At 62.1% G+C, this 13,388-nt stretch carries 11 protein-coding genes; 5 read left to right on the top strand and 6 right to left on the bottom strand.

Annotated elements, in window-relative coordinates:
• Positions 1-144, top strand: coding sequence for a lasso RiPP family leader peptide-containing protein (locus tag B1756_RS19060; RefSeq protein ID WP_228434582.1), 144 nt, complete (start codon positions 1-3; stop codon positions 142-144).
• Positions 145-318: 174 nt separating this feature from the next.
• Here B1756_RS19060 and B1756_RS09620 read toward each other — a convergent pair whose 3' ends face one another.
• The 3 genes from B1756_RS09620 to B1756_RS09630 all read right to left on the bottom strand — a co-directional run bounded on the left by B1756_RS09620 (position 319) and on the right by B1756_RS09630 (position 4,564).
• Positions 319-1,248 carry a hypothetical protein gene (locus B1756_RS09620; RefSeq protein WP_086888341.1) on the bottom strand — a complete coding sequence of 310 codons (930 nt, stop codon included), beginning with the start codon at positions 1,246-1,248 and terminating at the stop codon, positions 319-321.
• 130 nt (positions 1,249-1,378) lie between these two features.
• Entirely contained in the window at positions 1,379-3,193 is a 1,815-nt protein-coding gene (locus B1756_RS09625) for an ABC transporter ATP-binding protein (RefSeq protein WP_086888342.1), read from the bottom strand.
• Positions 3,194-3,292: 99 nt separating this feature from the next.
• Positions 3,293-4,564: a nucleotidyltransferase domain-containing protein gene (locus B1756_RS09630; protein WP_086888343.1), complete on the bottom strand. Its 1,272-nt coding sequence runs from the start codon at positions 4,562-4,564 to the stop codon at positions 3,293-3,295.
• Positions 4,565-4,870: 306 nt separating this feature from the next.
• Between B1756_RS09630 and B1756_RS09635 the strand changes: the two genes are divergently transcribed.
• Positions 4,871-5,269: a hypothetical protein gene (locus B1756_RS09635; RefSeq protein ID WP_086888344.1), complete on the top strand. Its 399-nt coding sequence runs from the start codon at positions 4,871-4,873 to the stop codon at positions 5,267-5,269.
• Between the two features lie 118 nt (positions 5,270-5,387).
• A complete protein-coding gene (locus tag B1756_RS09640; RefSeq protein WP_152031294.1) occupies positions 5,388-6,608 on the top strand; it encodes a polysaccharide lyase in 1,221 nt (406 codons plus the stop codon).
• On the opposite strand, the gene B1756_RS09645 is transcribed toward B1756_RS09640, so the two are convergent.
• Complete coding sequence (locus B1756_RS09645; protein ID WP_086888346.1) at positions 6,601-7,548, bottom strand: NAD-dependent epimerase/dehydratase family protein; 948 nt, start codon at positions 7,546-7,548, stop codon at positions 6,601-6,603. The genes B1756_RS09640 and B1756_RS09645 overlap by 8 nt on opposite strands.
• A gap of 347 nt (positions 7,549-7,895) precedes the next feature.
• Here B1756_RS09645 and B1756_RS09650 point away from each other — a divergent pair, with 347 nt between their 5' ends.
• On the top strand, positions 7,896-8,738 hold the full coding sequence (locus B1756_RS09650) for a hypothetical protein (protein WP_152031295.1): 843 nt from the start codon (positions 7,896-7,898) through the stop codon (positions 8,736-8,738).
• Between the two features lie 157 nt (positions 8,739-8,895).
• Positions 8,896-10,350 (top strand): flippase, encoded by a 1,455-nt coding sequence (locus B1756_RS09655; RefSeq protein ID WP_228434584.1) that lies wholly within the window; start codon positions 8,896-8,898, stop codon positions 10,348-10,350.
• A 50-nt stretch (positions 10,351-10,400) separates the two neighbouring features.
• Here B1756_RS09655 and B1756_RS09660 read toward each other — a convergent pair whose 3' ends face one another.
• Positions 10,401-11,393 carry an FkbM family methyltransferase gene (locus B1756_RS09660; protein WP_161493169.1) on the bottom strand — a complete coding sequence of 331 codons (993 nt, stop codon included), beginning with the start codon at positions 11,391-11,393 and terminating at the stop codon, positions 10,401-10,403.
• On the bottom strand, positions 11,390-13,345 hold the full coding sequence (locus tag B1756_RS19410) for a hypothetical protein (protein ID WP_161493170.1): 1,956 nt from the start codon (positions 13,343-13,345) through the stop codon (positions 11,390-11,392). Before B1756_RS19410 ends, B1756_RS09660 begins: the two co-directional genes overlap by 4 nt.
• Between the last annotated feature and the right edge of the window lie 43 nt (positions 13,346-13,388).

Here is a 13,388-nt window from a genome sequence, read left to right on the forward strand (position 1 = left end):
ATGTCTCAGGACACATCACGCGGATACGAACGACCAGAACTGACCGAGTACGGAAGCGTCGAATCGATCACGCAGAACGACAAGATCGGTAACGGGGAAGACCAGTACTCCGGTGCCACGTCGCTGACCGGTTCGATCGTCTAGGCCGGCGACCGAGTCCCGGACGAGCGTTGGGGGACGATGGAGTGTCGGCGTCCCAGCACAGCGCCCAATCACTGTGAACTATTTTTCGCGGAAACGAATCGCTATCGCTGGCCGTGAGCACCTGTCTCGAGTACCGACGGTCGATCAGCGCCAGCCCGACCGGTGGCCGAATCGTTAGACGGACGAGGAGACGGGAGCGAACTCGCGGAGGTCAGCCGCCACTCGTTCGACGAGCGTCGGGAGTTCGTCGTGGCGCTGTGGGCGGGACAGCCGTCGAAACGGAACCGTCGTCGCGACCTTCGAACAGTGTTCGAGGTTGGTTCCCGTCGCATCGGTCTCCTCGAGCATGCCGCCGGTGTACGTTCTCGAGATGAGTTCGATCACGCGGCGCTGGGGATCGACCGGTTCGAGTGAGAGCGTCTCGCCGGTCGTGAGGAGGTAACAGGCTACCAACGGGACCGGCTCGTGACGCGGCTCGAGTTGCTTGTAGCGTTTCACCGAGTCGGTCCCGTCTTCCGGGCGCGTGGTTCCCTCGATTTCGAGGGCGTCGATGGCGTCGGGTTTGAGTCGCAGTTGCGGAACGCCGGGGAGGACGATGGGCCCGTCTTCGCCCGGCTGGATGCCGACGACGTCGTCCTCGAGCGTCGTGTAGCCCGCCGCGTGGAACGCAGCAGCTGTCGTCGACTTCCCTGCCCCACGCGGGCCGAGGAACACTGCTGCGCGTCCCTCGACGGCGACTGCACTCGCGTGGAGGACGAGCGCTCCTCGCTGGTGACAGAGGACGCCCATCATTTCGTTTTCGAAGAGCCGACGGACGACCTTTCGAGGGACGTCACCGGCGGTGATCGAATCGTCTTCGGCGTCGAACGTGACGCGTGAGCCATCCTCGACGAGGAACGTTCCGATGCCGTCGTACGTGAGTCGACACTGGGTCGGCGTGGCCTGAATTCGACGCGTACCTTCGCCGGGCACCGAGTCCGGGACCGGCTCGAGCTGGCCGTCGTCGATGACCACGTCGGGGGACGGGACGTCGTCTCTCGTCGGTAACTCCGGGAGTTCGAACGCCGACCGAATCGTGAACCCGTAGGCGGTATACCGAAACATAGGTTTCTTTCACACGTGTCCTATTTAGTTGTACTATATTCATTCTTCCAATGATCGCCTTCTACCGCAGCTAGTTCGAAATCTCACACGCGCTCGGCCCGTCGTCGCGTGCGGTTGACCGCCGGGCCAGTCACGGCGACGGCTGACTCGACTCGAGTTGTGAGTCGTACAGCTGGGCGTACGCCGAGTCCTCACTCAGGAGGTCTGTGTGAGTCCCCGATTCGACGATTTCGCCGTCGACGACGGTGTAGATGCGATCGGCATCGCTGACGGTCGAGAGCCAGTGGCCGATGACGACCGTCGCGTACTCGCGATCCATCTCGTCGATGGCCTCGAGGATCGCCGCCTCGGTCGGCGAGTCGAGTTCGCTCGTGGCCTCGTCGAGGATCAAGACGTCGGCGTCTGCAAGCAACGCCCGTGCGATGGCGATACGCTGGCGTTGCCCGCCCGAGAGGCGCACGCCGTCGTCACCGAGTTCGGTGTCGAGGCCCTCGGGTAACTCATCGAGAAACGTCGACACCTGGCTGCGCTCGCAGGCTCGCTCGATGGCCGCCTCGTCGGCGCTCGGATCGCCGATCGTGACGTTCTCCCGGAGGGTACCGGTGAACAGGAACGGCTGCTGGGGAACGACGGTGACACGCTCGTGCCACTCGTGGCGGTCGAGTCGCTCGAGGGGAACGCCGTCGACGGTGATTTGACCCCGGTCTGGTTCGTAGAGTCGTGCCAGCAAGGAGACGATCGTGGACTTGCCGGCGCCGGAGGGACCGACCAGCGCGATCGTCTCGCCGCGATCGACGGTGAGCGAAACGTTCCGTACGTCGGTTCGATCCGCGTCGTCGTCGTAGCGAAAACACACGTCCTCGAACTCGACGGCTGTCCGGTCGGGAACTGGCTCCCCACTGGTGGGCCGGGTGTGTTCGCCGAATTCCTCGATGAGCGCCTGTGCCCGGACGAGGTGTGGCAGCGTGCCGTCGATCGAGTACAGGGTGTTGTTGAGTGCGCTGATCAGCGGTGAGAGTCGATAGATCGCGAACAGGAACGTCCCCAGGGTTGCAAAGTCAAGCGCCAGATACTGGATGGCGACGTAGACGAGGCCGAAGACGACGAACGCGTTGAGCAACTGGTTGAAACTGCCGAGAGCGACGTGGTTTCGCTCGAGCCTGACGCGCGTCTCGACCAGTCGATCGTGAGCCCGGTCGAACTGGTCGGCGAGATCAGATTGCATAGTGAACAGCCTGATCTCGCGAGTTCCCTGCGTCGCAGCGTTGATCAGTGACTGGATCTCCTCGTTGGCCGTCGCGACGCCGTCGCCGACGTCGTATCCCGAATCGAGGCCGAACCGGGTGAGAACTACCACGAACCCGAGCACGACGATCGTCGCGATCGTCAGCGCGGGCGACAGGACGATCGCGATCGTCGCGTACACACCCGCGAACAGCACTTTCTCGACGGCGCTGAGGACGTCACCGACGACCCGACCGGCAGCACGGGTTTCCGTGACGACGGTGTTGACGACCTCGTCGCCATCCTGCCGGTCGACGTACGCCACGTCAGCGGCGAGCAACGCCTCGTACGACCGACGGCGGAGCGCCGCCATGTACGTCGTCGTGAGCGATGCCTGAAGCCAGCCGATCAGGAAACTCACGCTGTACCGGATGGTCATCACGATGGCGAGCCCGAGGATCAACGTCTCGAGCGTGGCGGGAATTCCAAGCGCGTCGTATGCCCGAACGAAGACCGCAGCGATCGGTGATGCGTCTTCGCCGAGTCCGTCGCTGGTCATCGCGAGTTCGATGATCGGAAGCAAGAACGTGAGTCCGATCCCCTCGAACACGGCCGCGAAGAGTTTCAACACCAGAATCGCCGCCGCCAGCGCCGGCCGGTGTCCCATCGCTCGCCGGAGCGCCTCGAGTTTCTCGGCGAGTGTCGGCTCGCGGTCGATCATCGCGTGTGCCTCGTGGGGTGGTCGCTGGCTTCGTCGACTACGGTAGCGAGACGGGCACGCGCCGCTCCAGCACCCGTTTTCGGGACGCGAGCGATCATCTCACCGTCCCTCCGCCTGCGGGTGGTCGCTCGTTCGGACGCCATTGCAAAGCGCCCCCGTCGCGATTCGAACCGGCCTGACGACGCCGTACAGTGGCGCGAGCGGTCGGGGGAGTGCGATCGCCTCCACGTCGGACCGGTTGGGCTTGAACAGCCAGTTCGCCCAGAACGCGACTCGATCGCGAGTGCGATCGAGTGTCCGCGCCTGGAACCGCCGTTCCTCGAACTCCCGATAGGGACGATCCGTGAAGAGCCGATCCTCGACTGCCGCGAGCAGCCCCTCGAGTGTCTGGTCTGTCGCAATCTGTCGACGAACGCGATCGGGCACCGACACGTCGTAGAGCCAGTCAGTCACGGCGAGTCCGAGCAAGAACAGTCGACGGCAGTCGTGTCTTTGCGCGCGCTCGAGGATTGCGTCCCAGTCGACGGGCTGGTTCTCGAGTGCGACGGCGACGTCGTAACTCCAGTGGAGCCGCTCCCACCGGTGACGACTTCCGTGAATACAACAGGCGAGTAGCCGATCTTCCGGGGAAAACACCGGGACCTCGGTACCGGCGACGGTCGTCGTCGACCGTCGATCCCACAGGCACTCGAGGTCGAATTCGGTCGGAAAGTGCCTCGAGAGGACTCGCCAGTGGAGTTCGACCTCGAGGTCGTCTCGCTCACGGTAAAACGTGTACTCGCGTTCGACGCGCCGGTAGGCCCACTCCTGAGTCGGCGTCAGTTCCGTCACCGAATCGTCGAGGTAGACTGGTTCGAATCCCAGTCCCTCGAGGATCGACTTGATCGCCGGGATGTCCTCGCGCGCGACGAGCACGTCTACGTCGCGAAACTCTCGACACCCGACGTCGCCGTAGAGGTGGCTGGCGATGACGGGGCCGCGATACGGAATCGCCCGGATCCCCTCGGACTGGAGCGTCGACGACAGGTTCGCGACCGCCCCGAGGAGGCGAAGGTTTCGCCGCGCGACGAACTGGGATCGTTCTCGAAACGTCTCGAGCACTTCCGTGGGGACCTGAGGAGCTTCCATCGTCGTTTCGGTCGTCTGCCCCGTTTTGCACCCTGGTCCCGTCTCCAGGGCCGATTCGGCCTGATCCGTGACATCCTGTAGTGCTTCGTACACCAGTGGTGAGACCGTGTGCCGGGTCGCACCATCGAGAACGCCGTCCCAGTCGACCGACTCGAAGTCGGTCGTCTCGAGGCTCGAATCGTGTATTCCCGCTCGAAGACACTGGACGACGAACTGCGTCTCTGTCGTGCACCCTTCCCCCATTCTATCGATATTCTCAGGGTGGTGGATAATAAAATTCACTATGATTGGCTTGGTACTTTCGTCCTGGTGGCCGCTCGACTGCCAGAACTCACAGGCTCCAGCATCGGTGGGCAGCGCTCAGAACACTCCACTGCTATTATGGGGACTGGATAGCAAATAATTAAGGTGGATAACGAGAGAATCAATCGTATCGTCGATCCGAACGTGCGTTCTGGAAACCACCGCCACAGTTCGCTGGCAGGCCGATTCCGGCTCGAGCACGTGCGACCGACGGATCGACAGCGAGCCCCTGACGCCTGATCACCTATGGTCGAAAAAACACCAAACCACGGACTTCACACGTACGAGCAGGGCGAAACTGACTGGACGCACACGCCCGATATGGAGACGATCGAGGAGCGACTCGTCGTTCGAGCGCCCGAATCTGAACGCGACGAGTACGAACCACACCCTGCCGCGACGTTCGTCGCGATCGATACTGGTGCCGTCTACGACGGAAACGGGTCGACGTGGTTCCGTGCGACGCGTCGATACGAAACCACACGGGCTGAAGAGACGACGACGGAGTCGTTCGTCGCCGAGGACGCACTCGCGATCCCGACCTACGAGAGCCGCGACGCGATGGAATCGGCCATCGACGACCCGGGCAGTTACCTCGGCCTCGTCGACGGCTCACTCGAGGTCGTCACGATCGAAGACCAATGAGTGACCGTCGGCTTCTGCCCCATCGTTCCATCCGGCTGGACGGCTCATTCCGTCGCCTCGCGTTCGATGGCTCCAGCTCTTACCGGGCCGTCCGAGTAACCCAGCGGGGTGTTCGGCCGTGGTAGACCGCACGCCGAACCACGGGCTGCACCTGTACGAACCCGGAGAGACGGACTGGTCGCACTCACCGGACATGGAGACGATCGAGAAACGGCTCGTCGTTCGTGCACTCGACGCCGACCGATCCGCGTACGAACCACACCCCGGTGCGACGTTCGTCGCGATCGACACCTTCGCCGTCTACGACGGGGACGGCTCGCGGTGGGTGCCCGCGACACGAGAGTACGAGACGGTTCGTACGACCGATGGACGGACGGGCCACCTCGCAGTCGACGACGCATTCCGCGTCCCCGAGTACGACGACCGTGCCGAGATGATCGGCACCATCGACGGCGGCCACGCCTATCTCGGTCTCGTCGACGGCTCACTCGAGGTGATCGACGCCACCTCGGTTTCCGAGATCGGTGACCAGTACGTCCACGTCGCGTTCGACGACGAGGCACACGTGGGCTCTCGTCCCGATCGAAACGAGATCGTTCCGGACCCGAGCGGTCTCGGAGACGTCTTGCGAGTCGCATTTCCAGAGGAAGGTGACGTCTACGGCGCGTCGTGGTCCTACCACGTCGGAGACTACTTCGAGGTCGATTACGACGACCCCGTCGAGGATGCCCACGCCCGGTTCGAGGTGTACTTCCCCGGGGCGTTCGAGTACTACGACCTCCACCCACACGGTGGTGGAAAACTTCCCGGATTCGCCGACCGCCGAAACCCCGAGGCAGAAGACAGTGCCGGGTGGGGCAGTCGTGACCCACGGGACGACGACCGGGACGGCTGGGGTGGTCGGCTCAACTTCTACAAACCCGGCCACTCCTGGGGGGACGAGACCAGCGGTGTCGCCGGTCTCGGAACCCAGCTCTCTCACTACGCGTCGTCCGCTGACGGATACAGCGAGGCCGTCGGCGGTGGACCACTGGGCGAGGCGCCGGGACGATGGGTCCAGGTCGACCAGTACGTCGAGATGAACGACCCCGGCGAGGCAAACGGCCTCCTCGTCGTCTGGGTCGACGGTGAACTCCTCTACGACAAAGACGACGTCATGTACCGCGACGAAGACGCCACCTTCCTCGGCGCACACGAGTTCTGGTTCAACGTCTACTACGGCGGCAGTCACGGCGCACAGCGAGACGACGAGTGGCTCGCCTTCCGCGACCTCGAGCTCTGGTGGGACCGTGGCCCCCAGTTATCGCTTTCCGGGGATTCCGACGGTTCGGTCAGTTGAACGCCTCTGTACGGTCGCGGTACCACTCGATCGTTCGTTCGAGTCCGTCGCGAACGGTCACCGTCGGCTCGAATCCCAGGTGGTCGTTCGCCCGCGAGATGTCGGCTCTCGAGTGATCGACGTCGCCCGCTCTGGGATCGACGTGGACGATCTCCGAATCGGTCCCGGTGAGATCACGGATTACCTCGGCCAGTTCGCGGATCGTGATCGCGGTCCCGGTTCCGACGTTGTACGCGGTGCCGACGCTGTCGGTCGTCGCCGCAAGGTGGTTCGCGCGGACGACGTCGTCGACGGCGACGAAGTCCCGCGTCTGCTCGCCGTCACCCTCGACGGTGATGGGGTCGCCCGCGAGCGCCTGCTCGACGAAGATGCTGATGACGCCGCTGTAATCACCCGCGACCTGGCCCGGCCCGTAGACGTTGAAGTACCGGAGGGCGACGGTCTCGAGCCCGTAGAGATCGTGATAGCGGCGCGCGTACTGGTCGACGGCGTGCTTTTCGATTCCGTACGGCGAGGCCGGGTCTTTCGGCTCGTCTTCGGCGATCGGGACCGAGTCCGGTGAGCCATAGATCGCCGCACTCGAGGCCAGGACGACCCGGGCGTCGTAGTCGCGGGCGGCCTCGAGCAGCGAGAGCGTCGCCCGGACGTTGATTTCGTGGCTCGCGGTGGGATCGTCGATCGACTGGTCGACGCTCACGAGTGCCGCTTCGTGGAAGACGACGTCGACGTCCGTCATCGCCCTCGAGAGCGTCTCCTCCTCGCGAACGTCTCCTTCGATGAGCGTCGCCGCTGGCGGAACGTTCGACCGATCGCCAGTCGTGAGCGAGTCGAGTACGCGAACGTCGTTTTCGTCGACGAGCGACCGGGTGAGGTGGCTACCGATAAAGCCGGCACCGCCGGTTACCAGTACGCGCTTCCCGGTGAGCGTGCCGTCGATCATACCTTCTCCCACGTGCGCCCGTGCGGTTCGACAGCCGATCCGCTACTCGGCACACCGGTAGTCGCCCGGTGGGTGGCCTCGTCGCGACAGCGTGTTCGTCGTATCATCATTGCGTTAGGGTAGATCTGGAACTGCTCGACGTGGCCGGTCGAGCATCCGGTAGTTATCGATCAGCAAAAACATAACTAAACTTTTCTATGTAGACACAATCAAAAACTATTTCGTTCCAGTGTGATTCGGATCGAATAGTATGGCCAGTGCGGTAGATTTCGGGTTCCCGATCGTCTCACACGCGGCCGTAGCTGACGGTGACGCTGCCCTACCGACCGCCGTACCGAGGACGAAGCATGGCCACTAACCGCTCGAGAGCCGCGTTACTCACGCTCCGAAAGGAAGGGTTCGCTCCGCTCGTCAGAAAGGGGACCTCTCGAGTCCTGTGGAATAAGCTCTTGCTCCCGATCTCGCCACGGCTCGCGCTGGGTACGTGGGATCAGTATCGGCGCGGACGCACCATGATCCAGCGGATCCGACACCGTCGATCACCCGATCGGTTCACGGATGCTGATCCGACCAAACGTCTTTCGGTCGATCCAGACCGGATTACGTACAAGATTCCGAGCACCGCGCCGCTCGAAACGGACCGGCCAGTTGGCCGCGTTGCAGACGGTCCGTGGGATCGTCATCGGATCAGGATCACCGAGCGGACGTTCTACCAGTCACTCGAGTCGGTGTACGTCGACGGTGCCAACTGGGAGTCGACCGAGTATTATCGGGCCGTCCTCGACGCCATCGAGTCGGGGCAGCGACGGTGGGGCTGTAGCTCTCCGGCAGATCTCGAGAGTAAATGTTCCCACGTCGATACGCTGTACGAAGCATTGCAATCGGAGGGATACCACGGACAGCGCGAACTCGTCGCTCGCGGTGAGGAACGATTTCCGTTGCGAGATCCGCTCGTTGCGATCGGGCGGGACGGCACAATCTTGCACCTTCGGGATGGGAACCACCGAATCGGACTTTCGAAGCTGCTGGAACTCGAGTCGATCACGGTTCGAGTTGGTCCTCGACACGCCCACTGGCAACGAATTCGAGACGCCATCGCCGACGCGGACACGGTGGCCGACCTGGAGCCGTCGGTGCGGTCACACCGTCGCCATCCGGATCTTGCGGATCTCGTCGACCAGCTGGTGTGAGCATGGCTGTTACAATTACCGTTCGTCACGAGCCACGTGCCCTCGCTTTCACCGCTGTGGTCGCTGGGACGGCCGCTTCGGAACGACGCACTCGCTCACCTCGTCGATCGATCCGTTCGTATTGGAGTCGGGCGTTCGCCGTCGGAGGTGACTTCCGGTGAGTCTTCGATCCCGGTTCACCGCGGAATTCCTCGGGAAACTCTTCGCAGCGATCACGGGAATGCTGGTAGTGGTTCTGCTGGCACGGTGGCTCGACCCAGCGGAGTACGGGCTCCTCTTTCTCGCTCTTTCCGTGATTGGGTTAGTAAAGTTCCTCTCGAAACTCGGCATCGGGAAGTCGACGGCACGGTACGTCAGCGAGTACAAGGAGTCAGACCCTGGGCAGGTCCCCCACATCGTCCGGACGGGACTCGCGTTCAACCTCGTGACCATCGTCGTCGTCGCGGTAGCCTTCGGTCTCACTTACGAACACGTGGCTCTCTTGCTGGGCGAACCCGACCTCTCACCGTACCTCGCGCTCGGCACCCTCTTTCTCGTCGTCGGAACGCTCAAGACCTACGTTCGAAAGGTACTGCAGGGCTACGAGGCGATCGAGAGTGCAGCGGCAGTAAAGGTCGTCGGTAACGGAGCCAAACTCTGTTTCGTCGTTGGCTTCGTCTCACTCGGCTACGGTGGACTCGGTGCACTGGGTGGATACGTGCTGGGGTACGGGCTGGCTGTCGCCGTCGGCCTGTACCTGATCGCAACTCGTGTCTACTGGCGACACGAACCGGCCCCATCGATCGAACCGGGACTTCGACGACGAATCGCCGAATACACCGTTCCACTGACGGCGACGAGTACGGCAAACACCCTCGAGAAACGGCTCGACACGGTTCTGGTCGGTTTCTTCCTGACGCCGGTCGCCGTCGGCTACTATACGATCGCGAAACAGGTGGTCCAGTTTCTCGAGACCCCGGCGTCCGCACTCGGCTTCGCGATCTCGCCGTCGTACAGTGCCGCCAAGGCACGTGGTGACCCAGCAGCGGCAGCCAGACTCTACGAAACGGCACTCGTCAACTCGTTGCTCGTGTACGTCCCCGCTGCCGCCGGCATCATTCTCGTCGCGGAACCGTTCGTCACCGTGCTCTTCGGTGCCGAGTACGTCGGTGCCACCACTGTGGTGCAGGTGATGGCACTGTACGCTGTCACGATGTCCGTGACGGACATCACCAGTAACGGACTCGATTTTCTCGGGCGGGCCCGGATCAGAGCGATCGTCAAGACCGGGACCGCTGTGTTGAACGTCGGCCTGAACGTCCTTTTGATTCCCACGATCGGTGTCGAGGGGGCAGCGATCGCGACGGTCGTCTCCCATTCGATCTACACTGTCGTGAGCGTCTTCCTCATTCACACTGAATTCGACCTGCGGGTTCGACATCTCGTCTCCAAGCTAGCACAGATCCTCACGATCACGCTCGTGATGTCCGTCGTCGTCTTCGCACTGACGGTCACCGTCCACGGCTGGTTCGCCGTGGTTGGTGGTGCCGTCCTCGGTGTGCTCGTCTGGGTGACGCTGTCGTCGGCCGCCGGACTCGTCGACCTGCGTATCATCACGGCAGCGCTCACCTGACAGACCGATACTGCGGAAAGGGCTGACTGACTCGACGTAGCGGAGCATCCTCACCGCCGAAAGAAGACTCGATAGCCGTGCTCGATCTCTACGAGGTCCTCGAACGACAGTTCCCGTCGTTCTTCGAACCCGAGATACGAGATCTGTCCCTCGATCGAGACGGACTCGACGACGAACCCGGCGTTTTCGAGCGTCTCGAGGAACGCCTTCGTCTGTTCGTGACGCAACATGTGGGGGTGCATCTCGAGGAACAACAGGAGTGGGTGATCCGACTCGAGGAGACGTTTCATTCCGTCGATAATTTCGATTTCGTATCCCTCGACGTCCATCCGGACGGCACCGACTGCCGCTGGATCGATTTCGCTGGTCCTCAGGTAGGAGTCGATCGACTCCATCGTGACCTGTCTGGTCGACTGGACGGCTTTGGTGTGGGCACCGATCTCGTCTGTCCGGATCTGGTTCAGGTTCGAGTGACTCGCCAGTTCGATGGTTGCAGCTCCCGGTTCGGGGCCAATCGCCAGCTCTTCGACGGTCACTCGATCGGCGTAGCCGTTTCGCTCGACATTTTCGCCCAACAGCGGGAGCGTCCGTCCGTCCGGTTCGAACGCGATCAGATCCGTCTCCTCGCTCGTCGCCCCGAGTGCGCTCAGCGCGAAGTAGCCGGCGTTCGATCCGACGTCGAGGACGACCATCGGCTCGTTTCGTTCGCGCTCGACGCGCTCGAGTTCGCGCTCGTAGATGCGCGTCGTGTTGTGTTCTCGTGTTCCGAACAGGTAGAGGTCACGTGACAGTCCGTCGTCGCTCACGTCGACGACCATTTGGTGTTCGCCGACGTCGACGCAGCGGCGATCACTACCCTTTCGCCGGACTCGCTCGAAGTACGTGTCGTAGTATTTGCGGCCGGTGAGGAGGTGACAGAACGCGATTGCGGCGGCGACGAACCGGAACCGTCTGGTCAGAATCGCGACTTCCGGGAGCTTCCGTCGGAAAAAGTACTTGGCTGCCGATGCGTCTGACCACGCTGACTGAATTCGTCGAATCATGGGGTTCGAGTCTTTCCGATCCGCACCTCGCCGTTCGTGTAGATGCGGTTCGCCGTTCGGTCCTGGTGCAAGCGGTCGTAGTCGTCCTCGGTGATTCGAACCAGGTCGTCGTGTCGCCATTCGGGGTGAGCTTCGTGCCAGACGAGGTCTTCGGTTCGCAAGAGCACGTAGCCGTCTTCGGGTAGCCACTCGCCGACGGTCTCGGTCTCGTGATAGCCGAGGTGTGGTGCCAGTAATTCGAGGCTCGAGACGTACATGTCGTCGTTAGCTCTGTCTCTGGTCTCTGCGTACCCGTAGTAGCTGAACGGGTAGACGTCACCACCCATACTGTCGCCGTAACTGACGACCGACTCGTCTTTGGTCTCGAGGTGCCAGTCGTACCCGTCGCTGCCGGCGTGGGTCATGTGATAGTTGTCGGAATAGCCCGTCGAGACCGAGAAGACGAGTCCGCCGAGCACCAGTCCGAGCACCAGCAGGCAGACGACGCCGGCGACTTTCGACTCGTTTCGTCGTCTCGCGGCGAACCAGAGTGCGAGACCGACGAGGAAGATGGAGACGAGTATTCCGTACTGTGCCGCTCTGGTGACACCACCTGCGTGGATGTCGAACACCATGAACGCGACACCGATGACACCACCGACCGGATAGTGGACGGCGACGTGGCCTTCGTAGAACGTTGCTTTCGAGGACTGGACGAAATATCGCACGGCAACGTACACTGTGGCCACACCACCGATCCCCAGATAGAGCAGGAGGACGCCCCAGTTTGGGACGAGAAAGTAGTAGACTAACTGCCATATTGTGTAGCCAACCTCTGTTGCAGTTGAGGCCGTCTGTGCACTCCCGCCGGGCTGCCGTTCGACGAGCGAGAGTGCCGTGCTGCGAATGCTTCCGTCGACCGTTCGGTGATAGAGATGCCAGCCGAGAAGACCCGCGAATCCGCCGAATACGAGTCCGACCCCTCGAGTAGCCGGGGTGGATATGTCAGCCCGCACGTGTCTGCCAGCGAATACGGCGGCGAGAAACACCGCACACGCGACAAAACTGAACAGCGCAGAGATCGGATGATAGATGACGACTGCTCCGCCGACGAGAGCGAACGTCGAGACGGCACGGCGTTGATTCCCGATTGCGTGTTCGTGAACGGCGTAGAGGAGTATCGGCAACAGTGTCAATCCAAAGACCCACGGTGCGAGCGTGAACCGGTTCTGCGAGTAGAAGATGGGGAGTGCAGCGAGCAACGTAAGTATCGCCAGCGCGGGCCGTCGCGATTGTGCCCTCGTGAACACGAACACGCCACCGACGAGCAATACCTTGAACCAGAACGCGATCAGGGGTGTCGTCGTCTCCACCTCGACTCCAGTCAGCTGACTCACGCTAACACTAAGGAGGTGTGTCGCAGGATACTGCAGGTCTGAAATGGTGCCCCTGTTCGCGATGTCGTCGATGAGACCAACGTGTACCCACACGTCGAACCCGTAGCCTGCATACTGGACGTATCCGCGGGTGAGTGGGAGTCCAAAGTACCCAGCGTAGGCAACGAGCGCACACGCGGTGGCGACCATCCACAGCCGTGACCGCCGAAGCGCCGAGTGAAAGAGCAACGCTCCGCTGCCGACGAGAACCGCGTATAGCAGGCCCCGTGCTGCGACGTGTCTCGAGGTGAACACCGACACTTCGTACTCCGTCGCTGGCGGCAACAGAGCGACGTAACTGATCCAGAGTGCAGTCAGGACAACCAGGAGTTTTCCACCCCTGTTTGCCCACGTCGCCGGGGGATTGGCCCAGTTCGATTCACACGAGTCCATAACCTGGTGGCCAGTGTCTGGTCCGACTGCTGGCGTCCACCACTCGTTCCAAACGCGCCCGCTTAGTAATTTCGAATCCGAATGCAAAATGTATAGTGGGAGAATATAATATACCTCAGAACCAATATTATGATTACTTCTCATCGACAGTATTTTATCCCCTTCTGGCGATTTTCTGGTGACGATC

The organism is Natrarchaeobaculum aegyptiacum, assembly GCF_002156705.1.
Lineage (GTDB): Archaea > Halobacteriota > Halobacteria > Halobacteriales > Natrialbaceae > Natrarchaeobaculum > Natrarchaeobaculum aegyptiacum.